Raw genomic sequence first — 16,878 nt, forward strand, 5'->3', positions numbered from 1 at the left:
GAGCCGCAGCAAGGGGGAACCGTGCCACGAGAGTGGATCCCGGCGGCGTTGCTCGCCACCGTCCTGATCTGCGCAGGCTGCTCCAACCCGGGAACCGCCGCGTCCGACGCAGCTACCACCGCACCGGCCACCGCACCGTCCGCCGCACCGACCGCTGCTTTCGCCGGGTTCGCCGGTGCCATGACCGCCGCGGGCACCGCTCGCACGACGTCGCCCGAGGTTCCCCTGCCCGGCGCGAGCGCCGACGCCACCACGGCCCTGCACGGCATCTCCTGCGCCGCCGACCCCGCCGGCTCCTGGTCCTTCCACGGCACCGTGCACAACACGAGCGCCTCGGCGAAGCGCTACACCGTCGCCCTGGCGCTCACCCGCGGAGCCTCCGTCGTGGGGCACGGCCTCACGTCCGTGACGGTGCCCGCGGGCGCCCAGCGCACCGTGAGCTCCGCCGGATTCGCCACCCTACGCGGTTCCGCCGCGTGCGAGACGGTCGTCTCGGCGGAGGAGGCAGCGTGAGCGCGCTGCGGCTGCGCCGGACGGTGAGTACGCTCTCGGTCGGTGCCCTGCTCGTCGGCCTGATCGCCGGCGGGATGGCCCCCGCCATGGCGGAAGGAACGGTCCCGGATCCCTCCGCCACCAGCACGGCGACCGCGGACCCGACGGCGAGCCCGTCCTCCGACCCGACCGCCGATCCCACCACCAGCCCGACGGCTGAGCCCACGCCCACGTCCGACCCGACGCTCGCGCCGGATCCGGTCACCGATCCCACCACCACCCCGACCAGCAGCCCGACCACCGACCCCGCGCCCGCGCCCAGCGCCACCGCGAGCCCCACGACCGTTCCCACCACCATCCCGACGACGAGCCCGACGACGACTCCGACGACCCCCGCCCCGACGCCGACGGCGACGACGTCCCCAACGCCGTCGCCGAGCCCCACGCCGAAGCCCACCGTCGCCCCGACGCCCACACCGACCCCCACCCCGAAGCCGACACCGAAGCCCGTGCCGCCCGTCCCCGTCACCGGGGCGATCGCCGTCACCTGGTCCGCCCTCGGCGGCGCGAAGGGAGTGCTCGGGGCTCCCCGAGCGGCGGCCGTCCGGTTCGCAACCGGGGTGCGGCAGGACTTCACCGGCGGCCGCGTCGTCGCTCTCGGCACCGGGCGCGCGTGGGCCGTGTTCAGCCGGGCCGGCCACACCGGTCCCGCGTGGTTCGCGCTCGGCGCCGACCGCGTCCTCGGCTACCCCACGTCGAACGAGGCCTGCGACCTGCCGGCGGGCGGCTGCTCGCAGCAGTTCGAGCACGGCCGCATCGTGTGGTCCTCCGCCGCCGGTGCCCGCGTCGTCCGCGGTGCGATCGGCGCCCTGTTCGCCGCCACGGGCGGTCCGCGGGGCGTGCTGCACTACCCGAACAGCGGGGAGACCTGCGGACAGGTCGGCGGGGGCTGCTACCAGCAGTTCCAGGGCGGCCGGGTCTACTGGTCCGCGACCACGGGAGCCCGCATCGTCCGGGGCGCCATCCTGATCAGCTACCTGTGGCTCACCGGTCCGGGCTCCTGGCTCGGTTACCCGGTGGCGGGCGAGAAGTGCGCCGTCTCAGCCTGCCTGCAGCGGTTCGCGCACGGTCAGCTCAGCTGGTCCGCGGGATCGGTCGCGACCGCGCACGAGACCAGCGAGTGCCAGAACCTGAACAACGGGCGGTCCCGGTACTCCACCGGGACGGCCGGCCGGGTGCTGCTGGCCTTCACGGCCGGCTACCAGCAGTCGCACGCCACCGCCGTGTACTGCCGGAAGATCCTCGGCACCTGGGTGACGGACTGGCGCACCGACGCCTACGTCGGCAGTCACGGCTTCAAGCCGCCGGGCGTGCCCTCCGGCCCCACCCGGTACGAGTTCTCCCCCACCGGATCCTTCACCGTCAACGAGGCCTTCGGGCTCGGCAACCCCGGGACCAAGCTCTCCTACCGCCTGCTCGACCCGCAGTCCCGCTGGGGCGGGAACCCCGGAACCGTCACCTACAACCGGTACCACGAGTCCGACGCGTGGGTCGGCTGGGACGAGAACATGTGGTATTTCGCCACGCGGCCCACGCACGACTACCGGCAGGGCGTCGTCATCGACTACAACCGGCCCACCATCGTGCAGGACGCCGGTTTCGCGATCTTCCTGCACGAGAACAAGGTGCCGACCGCCGGGTGCATCTCCCTCGACGACTGGGCCGTCGTGGACTACATCCGCAAGTCCTCTCCCGGCGACCGGATCATCATGGGCGTCTCCTCGGCACTCTTCCGCTGACGGCCCGGCGCCGACCGACTCCGAGGGGCGGCTCCGCGAACACGGCGTCGCCCCTCAGGGCTGCGCGCGCGTCGACCGGCGCCACAGCACGACCGCGCGGCCGGCCAGTCCCACCGCGAACATCGCGATGCCGGCGAGCACGGAGCTGCCGGGCAGGGTGACGACGAGGACGAGGCACCCGGCGACACCCAGCAGGTTGAGCGCCCGGGGCCACCGGCGGTCCTTCGCCGGTTGGGTGAAGGCGGAGGCGTTCGCGATCGCGTAGTAGATCAGCACGCCGAAGGAGGAGAAGCCGATGACGCCGCGCAGGTCCGTGATCAGCACGAGCAGGCTGATCACGCCGGCGAGGGCGATCTCGGCGTGGTGCGGCACGTGGTGGACCGGATGGACCGCGGCGAGCCAGCCCGGCAGGTCGCGGCCGCGGGCCATCGCCAGGCCGGTCCGGCCGATACCGGCGATCAGCGCGAGCAGGGCACCGAGGCTCGCGACCGCGGCACCGATCCGCACCACCGGGTCGAGCCCGCCGGCACCGACGGCCCGGACGGCGTCGACGAGCGGCGCGCTCGAGTCGGCGAGCGTCGCGGGCCCGGCGGCCGCGAGCGCGGACACGCCGACCACCGCGTAGACGACGACGGCGATGCCCAGGGCCAGCGTGATCGCCCGGGGGATGGTGACGCGTGGCTCGACGACCTCCTCCCCCATCGTCGCGATGCGGGCGTACCCGGCGAAGGCGAAGAACAGGAGTCCGGCCGCCTGCAGCACGCCGAGCGGCCCACCCGGGTCGATACCGGAGTCCTGGACGATGCGGGAGAAGCCCGCGCCGTTACCGACCCACAGGCCGATCACCAGCACCGCCAGGCACAGGAGGGTGATGGTCACGAGCACCCGGGTCACGACCGCCGTGCGGGTGATCCCGCGCAGGTTGAGGCCGGCGAGTGCGAGGACGACGAGGACGGCGACGCCGCGCTGCAGCCAGGCGGGGCCGGGGACGGCGTAGGCCGCGAACGTCAGGGCCATCGCGGCGCAGGAGGCGGTCTTGCCGACCACGAATCCCCAGCCCCCGGTGAACCCCCACCAGGCACCGAGCCGCTCCCGGCCGTAGACGTAGGTGCCGCCCGACGTCGGGTACGCGGCGGCCAGCTGGGCGGACGCGACCGCGTTCGCATAGGCGATGACCGCCGCGATCACGAGGCCGAGCAGCAGCCAGCCCCCGGCCGCTCGCGCCGCGGGACCGAACGCCGCGAACACGCCGGCGCCGACCATCGACCCGACCCCGATCACCACGGCGTCGCGCAGACCCAGCCGGCGGGCGAGCTGACCCGGGCCGCTCATCGCGTCATCGCTCCGCGACCGGCGTGGACGCAGGCGTGCACGACGGCGGCGACGACGGAGCCGACTCCATCGCGACGACGGACGGCGTCGCACGGCCCCGACGGTGACGTCGTCCGGTCATGACGGTCCGGCACCCACGGACGGGATCGGACGGGATCGGTCGGCGCTCAGCGCCGGCCGGCGGCCAGCGACGCGATCGCCGTCGCACCCGCGACGGTGGCGACGGACGGCCAGGCACCCAGCCGCTTCGCCAGCGGGTGGGACCCGCCGAACGCCGCGAGGTACACCCCGGTCAGGGCCGCGGCCCGGCCGGTGCCGACGTTCTGCTTCCAGCCGGCGAAGGCGGCCGCCCCGGCGGCGGCGAGCACCACGCCGCCGACGGCGCGGACTCCGCTGAGCCGGGCGGCGGCGTATCCGCCGAACAGTCCGGTGGCGGTCATGGCGGTGGGCACGAGCACGTTCACGGGTCGATCTCCTGGGAATGGGTGGTTCGGATACCTCTCCGAGCCTACTCAGCCGCGGTAAACGCACAGGTCAGCGTGCGTTACGAAAACGTGATTCGTGACCCGTCTTTCCGCGTCGTGACGCCGGTCGAGAGTCCCCTGCGTCCGGCCGATCGCGCCGTCAGCGTCCCATCGAAGGTGTCTCCATGCCTCTGCCCCCTGCAGTCTCCCCCGACGCCGTCCCTCGTGATGTCGTCACTCCCCGGCGACGTCTCCGTCGTCGCCTTCCCGTGACCTTCGTCCTCGGCGCGCTCGTCCTCGCCGGGATCGTCCCGACGGCCGCCGGCGCGGAGGCGGTGACGACCACACCGATCTCGCGCACCGGTGCCGTGTGCCGCACGATGACGACGCCGGTCTATCAGACCGACAACCCCAAGAGCGGTACTTCCCTGCTGACCCGATGGGAGAGCGAGTCCCGGCTGTCCATCACCCGCAACGGGTTCGTGCAGGACCGTGGCCGCGTGGTGCGCACCGCCGTCACGGCGGTCTCGGGCACGAAGCCGGTGCACCGGCTGTACAAGTCCGGCGGCATCAACGACTTCCGCTGGTCCCTCGACCCCGCGGCCATCACGAAGATGAAGACCCAGGGGTACATCGACCAGGGCGTGAACTTCTACGGGACGCCGACCCAGGTGGACACCTGCCAGGTCGCGGTCGACGAGTACACCGACGCGACCGGGCGCCACCACCGCATCGCCGTCCGGAACACCGCGCTGGCCACCTACCTGGCCACCCACGCGTGGAAGCGGGTCGGCACGCCGTTCTGGGGTGCCTCGATGACCGCGGTGACGGCACCGGTCGCCGCCGCTCCCGCCAAGGCGCCGACGCCGACGCCCACCCCGACCAAGGCACCGACCCCCGCGCCCACGAAGGCACCGACGCCCAGCCCCAGCCCGACGCCCACCAAGACGCCGACCCCGACGCCCACGCCGACGCCGTCGCCGGTGGTCGTGGCACCGGCTCCGATCGTCACCCCGGCGCCGGTCCCCACGGCCACGCCCACGGTGACGCCGACCGTCGCCCCCGCGCCCGCTCCGGTCCCGACCGCCACGCCGACCGTCGCGCCCATCGTGGTGCCGGTGCCGGTGCCGACGGCGACGCCCACCGCCACGCCCACCGCGACACCGACGGTGACCCCGACGGCGACCCCCACCGCCACCCCGACCCCGACGCCCACGGCCACCCCGACCGCCACCGCCGCCCCGGCTCCCGCGCCGGCCCCGGCCGCGGCCCTTCCGGTCACCGTGGCCCCGTCCGCGGCCGGACTGGATGACAGCGGCAACAGCATCCCCGACACCGCGTACGCCATCCCCGCCGGCGCCATCTTCATGTCGCCGCAGGGCAGTGACACCAACGTCGGCACGTCGGTCGGCGCCCCGGTGCGCACGCTCAACCGGGCCATCGCCGTCGTCCCCGTCGGCGGCACCATCGTGCTGCGGGGCGGCACCTACCGTGACGCCTACACGCAGGGCGGCGTGGGCACCGCGACCAAGATCGCCAGCAAGGCGTTCACCCTGCAGGCCTACCCGCACGAGCAGCCCTGGCTCGACGGTTCGGACACCGTCGCGGCGAGCCAGTTCGTCAAGTCCGGTACCGGTTGGTCCACCCCGTGGTCGACGCCGACGTTCTGCGACGGCCGTTACTACGAGCGGGCCCCTCTCGCCCAGAACCCGGACAACACCGGCCCGTGCGCACACAAGGACTTCGCCGTCGTCGGCGCGGGAGACACCCTGCCTTCCGACCCGCAGCAGGCCTTCATCGACGGCGTACCCCAGGTGCAGGTGGCGAGCCTCTCCGGTGTTCGACCGGGCACGTTCTACTACGACTGGTCGGCCCGTTCGCTCATCCTCGGCACCGACCCCGTCGGGCACCGGATCGAGTTGAGCGCTCGCGCTCAGGCGCTGATCCTGGGGACCTCCTCCGGCTCCGTCACGCCCTGGGCGCTCAAGGGAATCGGTGTCCGACGCTACGCCAGCATCGCCAACGACGGCCTGGCTGCCGGTGCCATCTACATCGGCGGGGGGGTCACCACGGTGGAGAACACCGCGTTCGCGGCCAACTCCGCCGGCGCACTCGCCTTCAGCAGCCCGCAGCCCGGCACGGTGATCAGGCACAGCATCTTCGCGTGGAACGGGAACACGCCCGTCGGCGCGAACGGTCAGTCCCGTACCGGACGGGACTCGGACTTCACGATCTCCGACAGCGTCTTCAACCACAACGTGTGGGAGGGTCTCGGCACCAGCTGCACCGTCTCCTGCGCCCAGGCCGCCGTGAAGCTCGCCCACATGCAGAAGTTCACGCTGACGCGCAACCTGGTGGAGAACGGCGGCGGCACCGCCGGCGGCCTGTGGTGCGACCTGCTCTGCCGCAACGGGTCGTACACCTACAACACCGTGCGCAACATCGGCGGGGCCGGCATCTTCCACGAGGTGTCCGACACCGGCATCATCGCCGGCAACGTCGTCGACGGCGCCGCCGTCGGGATCCAGGTGACCTCGGCGAACACGAAGGTCTACCAGAACACCCTCCTGCACATCCGCAAGGACGTCCCGATCCGGGTGTACGACGACAACCGCAGCATGGGCGTCAACGGCTGGAACGACATCGGGCCGGACACGCGCAACGTCGAGGTGAAGTACAACGTGATCGCCGACTCGGATCACATGGCCTACGCCGTGAACCCGGACCGGACGGCCGCGGCGGCCACGAACACGATCCCGGCGCAGTACTTCTCCGCCTTCGACGACAACCTCGTGGTGTCCAACGCCGGCACCAACCCGATGTTCGCCGCCTGGCGGGCCGACGACGCCTCGAGCGCGGTGTACTACCGCGCCGGTGAACGCGCCACCTTCGGTGGTCGCTACAGCGGTTTCGAATCTCGTTCGACCTGGCTCATCGGGACGCTCGACACCGTCCTGCCGAAGGTCGCGACGGGTGACTACGCTCTGGCCACCACCAGCGCCGGCTCGCGAGCGGCGGGCACCCTGCCGGCCGACGTCGCCGCCGCCCTCGGCGTCAGCGCGACGGGCAGCCGGGATCTGGGGGCCCTCCCCCGCAACTGACCGGGAACGCCGCCGGCCGGATCAGGTCCACGCCACCGCCCGCACGGGCGCGGCGTCGGCCCCGGCCAGCGGCACCGGGAAGAAGCCGACCCGGACGCGGGCGGGCAGATCGGTGAGGCCGGTGAGGTTCTCGACGATCAGCCCGTCCGCGCCCAGCACCGCGGCGTGGACGGGCAGGTCGAGCAGGCCCTACTGAAGCGTCGGGTCCGGGCTGAGGGTGTCGACGCCGAGCACGTGCATCCCACGGTCCAGCAACGTCCGCACCGCGTCCTCGGCGAGCGCCGGGTGGTGGAGGGCGCGCTGCGGATCCTCGGCGAACCGGTCCCAGCCCGTCGCCACCAGCACGATCGACGGCACCGTCGCCGGCAGTTCCCCGATCCGGTCCAGCGTGATCATCTCGTCCGGCGTCGCCTCGACCCGCAGCACGAGCGCCTCCCCGACCAACTCCTCGAGAGCGACCCGATCGACGGTGCGCCCGTCGGCGAGGAGATGGGCGGGCGCATCGAGGTGCGAACCGGTGTGGGAGCCGAGACCGACCGCGATGACCGCGACGCCGTCCTCCGCGAGGGTCAGCGCGGGGCGGATCGTCACCGGCGGGTCGCCCGGGACGCTCGTCATCCCGGGGCGGATCGGCAGGGTGAGGTCCACGATCATGCCTCCAGTGTGGCGCTCGGCGTGAGTTGAGTCTCGGCAACTCAACTTCTCGGTCGCCGGGGAATATCCTTCGATGCACGACGTTGATACGGGTGAACTCAACTTCGGTTCATCAGGAGGAAACCCCATGCCCATGTTCTTCGGACCCGCCGCCGCCGGTAGTGGATCGTTCGAGGACTTCCTGGCCCAGTACCTGCAGGGCCAGCGGACGTCCCGCGCCGGACGCCCGGTCGACCTCACCCGCCTGCTCTCCCGCCGCACCCACGACGTGATCGCCAGTGCCGTCCGGTTCGCCGCCGAGCACGGCCACCACGACGTCGACGCGCTGCACGTGCTGCGCGTCATGGTCCAGCGGGACGAGATCAGCGAGGGCCTGCGCCACCTCGGCACGGACCCGGCCGACGTCGTGCGCGCCATCGACGCCCGGCTGCCGGAGAAGACCGACGGCCCCGTGGACGCGACGCCGTCCCTCACCCACTCCGCCCAGCGCGTGCTGCTGGACGCGTACCAGGTGGCCCGCTCCTTCGGCTCCACCTACATCGACCCCGAGCACGTCTTCTTCGCGCTCGTCCTCAATCAGGACGCTCCCGCGGGGCAGATCCTCACCGGTGCCGGCATCACGCCGCAGTCCCTGCAGCAGGCCGGTGCGGAGGAGGCCGCCCGTCAGCAGGGCGCTCAGCAGTCCGGCTTGGCCGGTGCCGCGGGACAGACCGGCGAGTCGATGCTCGCGACGTACGGCACCGACCTGACCGAGCGCGCCCGCAACCGCGAACTCGACCCGGTGATCGGCCGCGCCGACGAGATCGAGCAGGCCATCGAGATCCTGGCCCGCCGCACCAAGAACAACCCGGTGCTGATCGGTGAGGCCGGAGTCGGCAAGACCGCCGTCGTCGAGGGCCTGGCCCAGGCCATCGCCGCCGACGAGGTGCCCGCGCAGCTGGCCGGCAAGCGCGTCATCTCCCTCGACCTGCCCGGCATGATCGCCGGCACCCGCTACCGCGGTGACTTCGAGGAGCGCCTGACGAAGACGCTCGACGAGATCGCGGCGGAGCAGGACGGCGTCATCGTCTTCATCGACGAGCTGCACACCGTCGTCGGCGCCGGCGGCGGCGGCGGCTCCGAGGGCGGCATGGACGCCGGCAACATCCTCAAGCCGAAGCTGGCCCGCGGCGAGCTGCACCTGATCGGGGCGACGACCCTGGGCGAGTATCGGAAGATCGAGAAGGACCCGGCCCTGGAGCGCCGCTTCCAGCCCGTCACCGTCGGGGAGCCGAACGTCGAGGACGCGGTGCTCATCCTGGCCGGGCTGAAGGACCGCTACGAGGAGCACCACGGGGTCACCTACACGGACGCCGCCCTGCGCGCCGCCGTCGAGATGTCCCACCGCTACGTCACCGACCGGTACCTGCCGGACAAGGCGATCGACCTGATCGACCAGGCCGGTGCCCGGTTGAGCCTGCGCCGCGGCCCCGCCGTGGACGTCGACGCCCTGCGCGCCGAGGTCGCCCGGCTCGAGTCCGAGAAGGAGGACGCCGTCGCGGACGAGCGCTACGAGGAGGCCTCGACGCTGCGCGACGCCGTCGAGGTCGCCCGGGGCAAGGTGGCGGACGCCGAGCTGTCCGCGAAGCACGCGGCCGGTGGTTTCGACACCGACCGCACCGTCGACGAGGACCTGATCGCGCAGATCATCTCCCGCGCCACCGGCATCCCCGCCGCGCGGCTGACCGAGGACGACAAGTCCCGGCTGTCCCACCTGGAGGCCGACCTGCACGAGCGGGTCATCGGCCAGGAGGACGCGGTCACCGCGATCGCCCGCGCCGTGCGCCGCAACCGCACCGGGATGGGCGACGACGGCCGGCCCGTGGGCAGCTTCCTGTTCCTCGGCCCGACCGGCGTCGGCAAGACCGAGCTGACCAAGGCGCTCGCCGCGTCCCTGTTCGGTGACGAGTCCGCGATGATCCGCCTCGACATGAGCGAGTTCGGCGAGCGGCACACCGTCAGCCGGCTGGTCGGTGCCCCTCCGGGGTACGTCGGCTACGACGAGGCCGGGCAGCTGACGGAGAAGGTCCGCCGGAACCCGTACTCGGTGATCCTGCTCGACGAGGTCGAGAAGGCGCACCCGGACGTGTTCAACCTGCTGCTGCAGGTCCTGGACGACGGCCGGCTGACCGATGGTCAGGGCCGCACCGTGGACTTCCGCAACACGGTCGTGGTGATGACGTCCAACGTGGGCTCCGAGTTCCTCGCCAGCAAGGGCGGCGCGCTCGGCTTCCACACCGGCAACGCCGACGGGTTCGGCTCCGAGGAGGAGCTGCGGGCCCGGGTGATGGGCCGGCTGCGTGAGACCATGCGGCCCGAGTTCATCAACCGGATCGACGACATCGTGCTGTTCCGCAAGCTCGAGACGGATCAGCTGCGCTCCATCGTGGGCCTGCAGCTGGGCCGGACCCGGACCCGGCTGGCCGCCCAGGGCATCACCCTGACGGTCGAGCTGGACGCGATCGACTGGCTGGCCGACACCGGGTACGAGCCCGAATACGGCGCCCGGCCCCTGCGCCGGGTGATCCAGCGCCACGTCGACGACGCCGTCGCCGACCTGCTGGTCGCCGGAGCGCTGCACGAGGGCGGCACCGCCGTCGTCGGCGTCGCGGACGGCGAGCTGACGGTCTCCGCCGCCCGGGTGGAGGCGCCGCTGGCCGCCTGATTCACCGGCACGCACCGACCGAGAGGCCGGCCGGAACACCACGTTCCGGTCGGCCTCTGGCGTGTCCGCGGCCTGGTTCACGCGCGCCCGCGGAGCAACCGCTCCACCGAGTGTGACCCGTGGGGCCGCTGTGACGACATCGACCCGACAACCGTCACATCCGTCCCAGTCGGTGTCGCCCTTGACCCGGCACCGCCGCCGTCAGCGCCTTCGCCTGCCGGCGGCGAGGTCCGGCTCGCGCATCCCCGGCCTTACTCAGTATGCTGAGGATCGACGACACGCGGTCCCACGAGGACCGATCCGACGCATGAGGAGGACGACGTGAAGGCAGTCACCTGGCAGGGCAAGCGCAAGGTCTCGACCGAGACGGTGCCGGACCCGACCATCCAGCAGCCCACCGACGCGATCATCGAGGTCACCTCGACCGCGATCTGCGGCTCCGATCTGCATCTGTACGAGGTGCTCGGCCCGTACATGACCCCCGGCGACATCCTCGGCCACGAGCCGATGGGCATCGTGCGCGAGGTCGGTTCAGGCATCACCAATCTCTCCGAGGGCGATCGGGTCGTCATTCCCTTCAATATCTCCTGCGGTCACTGCTGGATGTGCACGAACGGCCTGCAGTCCCAGTGCGAGACCACCCAGGTGCGGGAGAAGGGCACGGGCGCCTCCCTGCTCGGCTTCTCCGAGCTCTACGGCGCGGTCCCGGGCGGGCAGGCCGAGTACCTGCGCGTCCCGCACGCCGACTACGGCGCCCAGAAGATCCCGGCCGACGGCCCGGACGAGCAGTACCTGTTCCTCTCGGACATCCTGCCCACCGCCTGGCAGGGCGTGGAGTACGCGAACGTCCCCGAGGGCGGCACCCTGGTGGTGTTCGGGCTCGGCCCGGTCGGCCAGTTCGCCGCCCGGATCGGCGTGCACCGCGGCTACCAGGTGATCGCGGTCGAGCCCGAGGCGGACCGGCGGGCCATGGCGGAGCGCCACGGCGTGAAGACCATCCCCTGGGGCGACGACGTCGCCGAGCAGATCCGCGAGGAGACCTACGGCCGTGGCGCGGACGGCGTCGTGGACGCCGTCGGCATGGAGGCGCACAGCGCACCGCTCGGCCGGACGATGCAGAACGTGGCCGGTCTGCTGCCGGACAAGCTCGCCCAGAAGGCCACCGAGACGATCGGCGTCGACGCGTTGACGGCGTTGAACTCGGCATTCGACGCCGTCCGCCGTGGCGGCACCGTCTCCATCTTGGGTGTCTACGGCGGCGCCAAGGACCCGATCAACATGATGAAGCTGTTCGACAAGCAGGTGAACCTGCGGATGGGTCAGGCCAACGTGCGCCGCTGGACGGACACGCTGATGCCGCTGGTCTCCGACTCGTCGGACCCGCTGGGCGTGAAGGACCTGACGACGCACACCGGCGGCCTGGACGACGCGGCGGACCTGTACCGCACGTTCCAGCACAAGGACGACGGCTGCATCAAGGTCGTGCTCAAGCCGCGCGGCGTGTGAGCGAACGCCAAGCCGCGCGGCGTGTGAGCGAACGCCCAGCCGCGCGGCGTCTGAGCGTGAAGACGCAGCCGCGCGGCGTCTGAGCGCCGGGCGGCCGCCCGCACAGAATCCTCGCCGGGGAACTCCCTGGCCTCGGTGGAGGGAACGAGAAGGGGCCGGATCCGCCAGGATCCGGCCCCTTCTTCATGCGCTCATCCGCGCGTCACCCGGTCACACCGCGACGGGGAACCGCTCCCAGGCCCGGTGCTTCGCGAGGGCGGCGAGCACACCGGTGCCGAGGTCACCGGCAGCTCCGACGAGGACGCCGGGAGCCCCGGCCTCCACGCCGGCCGCGGCGAGGGTGGCCTGCGCGTCGGGCACGGCGCCGATCGCCTTGGCGTGCCGCCACGCCTCGCCGAGCAGCTTGTCGACCCGCGGGTCGACCCCGGGCGCGGTGTCCTGCCCGGCCTTGGCGTCGCGCGCCGTCAGGGCGTCCGGCGCCGGGGCCGCCGGCGTCGTGAGGATCACGGCGTCGAACTCGACCGAGGACGCGTTGGCCCACGTCCGGTTCGCCACGACCCCGTCGCCGAGCTGACCGGCGGTCGGGGCGACGACGAGCGGCACCACGCCCGCGGCGAGCAGGGTGGACTGGAGGCTGCTGACCGCGGAGAGGTCACTGCTGCTGTCCACGACGATGCCGACCTGCCGCCCGTCGACGGGCCATTCGCCGCCGATCTGGGACAGGGCGGGGCTGGTGGTGGTGTCGTCGGAGGACTCCGTGGCGGACGGCGCCGTGAGGCCCAGACCGGTGGCCACCTCGGTCGCCAGCCGCGTGTCCACGTTCGCCAGGGCCTGCAGCTCACGCTTGCGGATGGTCTCGTCCCAGCACTTGGAGAGCTCGAACGTGTAGGCGCTGATCACGTGCTGCTGTTCGACCGGCGTCAGGGACCGGAAGAACAGGCCGGCCTGGCTGAAGTGGTCGTCGAAGGTCGCGGCCTTCTTCCGGTCGGTGACCGCCTCGAAGCGCTGCGGCACCTCGATGTAGCCGCCCTCCTCGGGCGGGGTGGGCAGGGGGTTGTTCTGATCCAGCGAGTTCGGGTGGTACGCGGCGACCCCGCCGTGCACGCCGTCCTGGTGGAACCCGTCCCGCAGCATGTCGTTGACCGGCGCGTGCGGCCGGTTGATCGGGATCTGCTGGAAGTTGGGCCCACCGAGCCGGGTCAGCTGCGTGTCCTGGTAGGAGAACAGGCGGCCCTGCAGGAGCGGATCGTAGGTGACGTCGATGCCGGGCACCAGGTTCGCCGGGTTGAACATGACCTGCTCGGTCTCGGCGAAGTAGTTGATCGGGTTCCGGTTCAGCGTCAGCGTGCCGATGATCTGCACGGGCGCGAGCTCCTCGGGGACCATCTTCGTCGGATCGAGCAGGTCGATCCCCTCGAACATCTGGTCCTCGTTGTCCGGGAAGGTCTGCACGCCGAAGTCCCACTGCGGGTGCGCACCGGCCTCGATGGCGTCCGCCAGGTCCCGCCGGTGGAAGTCCGGGTCGGTACCGCCGGCGATCTGCGCCTCCTCCCAGGTGGTGGAGTGCACGCCGAGCTTCGGCTTCCAGTGGAACTTCACCAGCGTCGTCTCCCCGGCGTCGTTGACCAGCCGGAACGTATGGATGCCGAAGCCCTCCATGGTCCGGTAGGAACGCGGGATGCCGCGGTCGGACATGTTCCAGATGGTGTGGTGCTGCGCCTCGGTGTGGAGGGAGACGAAGTCCCAGAACGTGTCGTGCGCGCTCTGGGCCTGCGGGATCTCCCGGTCCGGGTGGGGCTTGCCGGCGTGGATGACGTCCGGGAACTTGATCGCATCCTGGATGAAGAACACGGGGATGTTGTTGCCGACCAGGTCGTAGTTGCCTTCGGTCGTGTAGAACTTCGTGGCGAAGCCCCGGGTGTCCCGGGCGGTGTCCATGGACCCGCGGGAGCCGAGGACGGTGGAGAACCGGGTGAAGGTGGGCGTCTGCACGCCCTTCTTCAGGAACGCGGCCCGGGTGATCTTCTCCGCCGCACCGTTGGCCTCGAACACGCCGTGGGCGCCGGCGCCGCGGGCGTGGACGACGCGCTCGGGGATCCGCTCGTGGTCGAAGTGGGAGATCTTCTCCCGGAAGTGCTGGTCCTGCAGCAGGATGGGCCCGCGCGGCCCGGCGGTGAGGGAGTGGTCGGTGTTGCGCAGCGGGATGCCGACCGACGTGGTCAGCCGCGGGCCCTGCTGGGCGTTGGTCGTCGGGTCCGCACCGTAGTCGGCACCGGTGGCCGAGAGGTTCGCGGGTCCGGCCTGATCGGGCTTGGGCTTCGGCGGATCCGTCGGCGTCGTCGGCTCGTCGTAGGAGACGGGCTGGGTCGTCGGGACCCCGGGCAGGTTCTTCTCGGACATGGTGCTCCTTCAGCTTGGCGGCGACCATTTCCGGGTGTTTCGATCGCGGTGGATCCCCGACGATCGATAAGCACCCTGATGAATCGCCAGCCTAACGCCGCTGCCTGAGGTTCACCAGTGAGGGCCGGTCAGAGGCCGACCCACTCGCTGGTGCCGTCCGGGAACCACTGCTGCTTCCAGATCGGCACGCGCGCCTTGACCGTCTCGATCAGGTCCTCGCACGCGGCGAAGGCCTCGGCGCGGTGCGCCGCGGCGACCGCGGCGACGAGGGCGACGTCGCCGATCGTCAGGTCCCCGGTCCGGTGGGCGACGGCGATGCGCACTCCGGCGTGGGCGGCGGCGACGTCGGCCGCGACCTGGGCGATGGCCTCACCCGCGCCCGGGTGCGCCGAATAACTCAGCCGTTCGACCGATCGGCCGCCGTCGTGGTTCCGGATCACGCCGCTGAAGCTGACGACGGCGCCGCTGTGGTCCGAACCCGCCGCCGCGATGGTCGCCGCCAGGTCCAGCGGCCGGTCCGTGACCTCCGCGTGGACGACGACGGACTGCGCCGCGGTACGGTCTGCGCCGGGCTGGTCGGCATGGGACTCGGTAGCCCGATCGGTGCTGGGCTCAGTGCTCATGGCGCCCCTCCAGCTGCCCGCACAGGTGGTCGAGGATCGGGTCGAGGACGGCGATGCCGTCGCGGACCCCTCCGGTCGAGCCCGGCAGGTTGACGACGAACGTGCGGCCGACCGTCCCGGCGGCACCCCGGCTGAGCACCGCCGTCGGCGTCGACTCCGCACCGCGGGCGGCGAGAGCGTGGACGAGGCCGGGCAGGCGGCGCTCGAGGAGCGGTTCGGTCATCTCGGGGGTGTGGTCGGTGGGGCTCAGCCCGGTGCCCCCGGTGGTGACGATGACCCGCGGGTGGCTCGTCAGCGCGGCGAGCAGCGCGTCCCGGACGGGCTCCCCGTCGGCGACGACGACGGCGTCGGGCACGGCGAAGCCGCGGTCGCGCAGCCAGGCGACCAGGACGGGTCCGGTGGTGTCCTCGGCCTGCCCGGCGGCGGCCCGGGTGGAGGCGACGATGACGACGGCGTGCCGGTGCGCGCTGCCGGGATCCGTGGCGTGCGGCTGCGCCGTTCCGGGCGTCGGCGTGGTGTGCTCGCTCATCGGGTCCAGTCCCCGCTCTTGCCGCCGGACTTGGCGAGCACCCGGGTGGTCTCGATGGTGGCGCCCTTGTCGGCCGCCTTGATCATGTCGTACAGGGTCAGGGCGGTGATCGAGGCGGCCGTGAGCGCCTCCATCTCGACGCCCGTGACGCCGCGGGTGGTCACGCGGGCCTCGATGGTGACGGCGTCGTCGTCCAGCGGCGCGAAGTCGACCGTGACCTTCGCCAGCGGCAGCGGGTGGCACAGCGGGATGAGGGCCGGCGTCTGCTTGGCGGCCATGATGCCGGCGACGCGCGCGACGGCCAGGGCGTCGCCCTTCGGCAGCGAGCCGGCCATGATCGCGTCGCGCACCGCGGCGGTGGTGCGCAGCACGCTCGCGGCGACCGCCGTCCGGGTGGTCTCGGGCTTGCCGGAGACGTCCACCATGTGAGCCGACCCGTCCGCGCGCAGGTGCGTCAGGGTGGGGGCGTGGTCCGGGGTGTTCTCGCCTGCGCGCATGCCGTCATCGTCTCACGCACGCTCCCGCCGGCCGTCCCCATTGCCTCCCACCGCCAGCTCGTCAACAGATGTCGCATCGGGGGCTGATTCGTGCCCGGATGGAGCGTCTCTTGACGAGCTGGCGCGGGTGGCGGGGTCCCAGCGCGGCAGGGTCAGCGGTCGACGCGGTACCGCAGCCAGGTGACGTCGTCGACCTGCTCCATCTGCACCAGGACCAGATCGCGACGCAGGCCGAGCGGGACGACCGGCGTCCCACCTCCGACGACGACCGGCACGAGGAACACCTGCAGCTCGTCGACGAGGCCGGCCTCCAGGGCGGCGGCCGCGAGGTGCGGGCCGCCGACCGACACGTCCTGCTCGGCGGAGGCGACGAGTTCTTGGACGGCGTCCGGATCGAACGTGTGCTCGAGGCGGGTGCGCTCGGTGTCGACGCCGGTCAGCGTCGTCGAGTAGACGACCTTGTCGGCGGCCTGCCAGATCCGCGCGTACTCGGCCGTGACGGGCGAGTCGGCGGCGAAGTCCGCGTCCGTCTCCCAGACCCGCATGGTCTCGTACATCCGCCGCCCGTAGAGGTAGGTCCCGATCGGGCGTTCGAGGTCGTTGACGTAGGCGTGCACCGTCTCGCTGGGTGCCGCCCAGGCGAATCTGCCGTCGCGGTCGGCGGTGTACCCGTCGAGGGAGGCGATCGACGAGTAGATCAGCTGGCCCACGGTGGCTCCTTCGCTCGGCGGAACGGTTCGCACCGACCCTCCTCCGCTCCGCGCCGGCTCGTCAAGA

General features: G+C 72.2%; 14 protein-coding genes. 5 read left to right on the forward strand and 9 right to left on the reverse strand.

From position 1 onward, the window contains the following. Positions 1–21: 21 nt before the first annotated feature. Entirely contained in the window at positions 22–513 is a 492-nt protein-coding gene (locus BGP79_RS06750) for a hypothetical protein (protein ID WP_143588331.1), read from the forward strand. Continuing rightward, entirely contained in the window at positions 510–2,291 is a 1,782-nt protein-coding gene (locus BGP79_RS17060; RefSeq protein ID WP_076694034.1) for a hypothetical protein, read from the forward strand. The genes BGP79_RS06750 and BGP79_RS17060 overlap by 4 nt, the downstream gene beginning before the upstream one ends. A gap of 54 nt (positions 2,292–2,345) precedes the next feature. On the opposite strand, the gene BGP79_RS06760 is transcribed toward BGP79_RS17060, so the two are convergent. Together BGP79_RS06760 and BGP79_RS06765 are read right to left on the reverse strand one after the other, a co-directional pair. Then, the gene (locus BGP79_RS06760) at positions 2,346–3,623 is read right to left on the reverse strand and encodes an APC family permease (RefSeq protein WP_076694036.1); all 1,278 of its coding nucleotides are present in this window, start codon (positions 3,621–3,623) and stop codon (positions 2,346–2,348) included. A gap of 167 nt (positions 3,624–3,790) precedes the next feature. After that, positions 3,791–4,087: a hypothetical protein gene (locus BGP79_RS06765; RefSeq protein ID WP_233121230.1), complete on the reverse strand. Its 297-nt coding sequence runs from the start codon at positions 4,085–4,087 to the stop codon at positions 3,791–3,793. 269 nt (positions 4,088–4,356) lie between these two features. Between BGP79_RS06765 and BGP79_RS16595 the strand changes: the two genes are divergently transcribed. Beyond that, positions 4,357–7,188 carry a right-handed parallel beta-helix repeat-containing protein gene (locus BGP79_RS16595; RefSeq protein ID WP_076694038.1) on the forward strand — a complete coding sequence of 944 codons (2,832 nt, stop codon included), beginning with the start codon at positions 4,357–4,359 and terminating at the stop codon, positions 7,186–7,188. Positions 7,189–7,209: 21 nt separating this feature from the next. Here the strand turns inward: BGP79_RS16595 and BGP79_RS16895 are convergent, their stop codons facing one another. Together BGP79_RS16895 and BGP79_RS06775 are read right to left on the reverse strand one after the other, a co-directional pair. After that, positions 7,210–7,347 (reverse strand): hypothetical protein, encoded by a 138-nt coding sequence (locus tag BGP79_RS16895; RefSeq protein ID WP_233121232.1) that lies wholly within the window; start codon positions 7,345–7,347, stop codon positions 7,210–7,212. A 30-nt stretch (positions 7,348–7,377) separates the two neighbouring features. After that, positions 7,378–7,842, reverse strand: coding sequence for a cyclase family protein (locus tag BGP79_RS06775; RefSeq protein ID WP_233121234.1), 465 nt, complete (start codon positions 7,840–7,842; stop codon positions 7,378–7,380). 127 nt (positions 7,843–7,969) lie between these two features. Here BGP79_RS06775 and BGP79_RS06780 point away from each other — a divergent pair, with 127 nt between their 5' ends. Next, positions 7,970–10,546, forward strand: coding sequence for an ATP-dependent Clp protease ATP-binding subunit (locus BGP79_RS06780; protein WP_076694039.1), 2,577 nt, complete (start codon positions 7,970–7,972; stop codon positions 10,544–10,546). Positions 10,547–10,867: 321 nt separating this feature from the next. After that, positions 10,868–12,052: a zinc-dependent alcohol dehydrogenase gene (locus tag BGP79_RS06785; protein WP_076694041.1), complete on the forward strand. Its 1,185-nt coding sequence runs from the start codon at positions 10,868–10,870 to the stop codon at positions 12,050–12,052. Between the two features lie 210 nt (positions 12,053–12,262). Here the strand turns inward: BGP79_RS06785 and BGP79_RS06790 are convergent, their stop codons facing one another. From BGP79_RS06790 to BGP79_RS06810, 5 genes are all read right to left on the reverse strand, one after another. Then, positions 12,263–14,452 carry a catalase gene (locus BGP79_RS06790; protein WP_076694043.1) on the reverse strand — a complete coding sequence of 730 codons (2,190 nt, stop codon included), beginning with the start codon at positions 14,450–14,452 and terminating at the stop codon, positions 12,263–12,265. A gap of 128 nt (positions 14,453–14,580) precedes the next feature. Beyond that, the gene (locus BGP79_RS16730; RefSeq protein ID WP_198928436.1) at positions 14,581–15,075 is read right to left on the reverse strand and encodes a molybdenum cofactor biosynthesis protein MoaE; all 495 of its coding nucleotides are present in this window, start codon (positions 15,073–15,075) and stop codon (positions 14,581–14,583) included. Continuing rightward, positions 15,065–15,604: a MogA/MoaB family molybdenum cofactor biosynthesis protein gene (locus BGP79_RS16735; protein WP_076694045.1), complete on the reverse strand. Its 540-nt coding sequence runs from the start codon at positions 15,602–15,604 to the stop codon at positions 15,065–15,067. Before BGP79_RS16735 ends, BGP79_RS16730 begins: the two co-directional genes overlap by 11 nt. After that, positions 15,601–16,101: a cyclic pyranopterin monophosphate synthase MoaC gene (gene moaC / locus BGP79_RS06805; RefSeq protein ID WP_076694047.1), complete on the reverse strand. Its 501-nt coding sequence runs from the start codon at positions 16,099–16,101 to the stop codon at positions 15,601–15,603. The genes BGP79_RS16735 and moaC overlap by 4 nt, the downstream gene beginning before the upstream one ends. Positions 16,102–16,253: 152 nt before the next feature. Further along, positions 16,254–16,811 (reverse strand): dihydrofolate reductase family protein, encoded by a 558-nt coding sequence (locus BGP79_RS06810; protein WP_076694049.1) that lies wholly within the window; start codon positions 16,809–16,811, stop codon positions 16,254–16,256. Positions 16,812–16,878 lie beyond the last annotated feature (67 nt).

The sequence above is a fragment of the Tersicoccus sp. Bi-70 genome (genome assembly GCF_001968825.1).
Lineage (GTDB): Bacteria > Actinomycetota > Actinomycetes > Actinomycetales > Micrococcaceae > Tersicoccus.

Bases quoted from the DNA above. Each gene is read 5' to 3' on its own strand.
- BGP79_RS16730 (WP_198928436.1), bottom strand. From the start codon at position 15,075: ATGAGCACTGAGCCCAGCACCGATCGGGCTACCGAGTCCCATGCCGAC.
- moaC (WP_076694047.1), bottom strand. From the start codon at position 16,101: ATGCGCGCAGGCGAGAACACCCCGGACCACGCCCCCACCCTGACGCAC.
- BGP79_RS06775 (WP_233121234.1), bottom strand. From the start codon at position 7,842: ATGATCGTGGACCTCACCCTGCCGATCCGCCCCGGGATGACGAGCGTC.
- BGP79_RS06760 (WP_076694036.1), bottom strand. From the start codon at position 3,623: ATGAGCGGCCCGGGTCAGCTCGCCCGCCGGCTGGGTCTGCGCGACGCC.
- BGP79_RS06780 (WP_076694039.1), top strand. From the start codon at position 7,970: ATGCCCATGTTCTTCGGACCCGCCGCCGCCGGTAGTGGATCGTTCGAG.
- BGP79_RS06790 (WP_076694043.1), bottom strand. From the start codon at position 14,452: ATGTCCGAGAAGAACCTGCCCGGGGTCCCGACGACCCAGCCCGTCTCC.
- BGP79_RS16735 (WP_076694045.1), bottom strand. From the start codon at position 15,604: ATGAGCGAGCACACCACGCCGACGCCCGGAACGGCGCAGCCGCACGCC.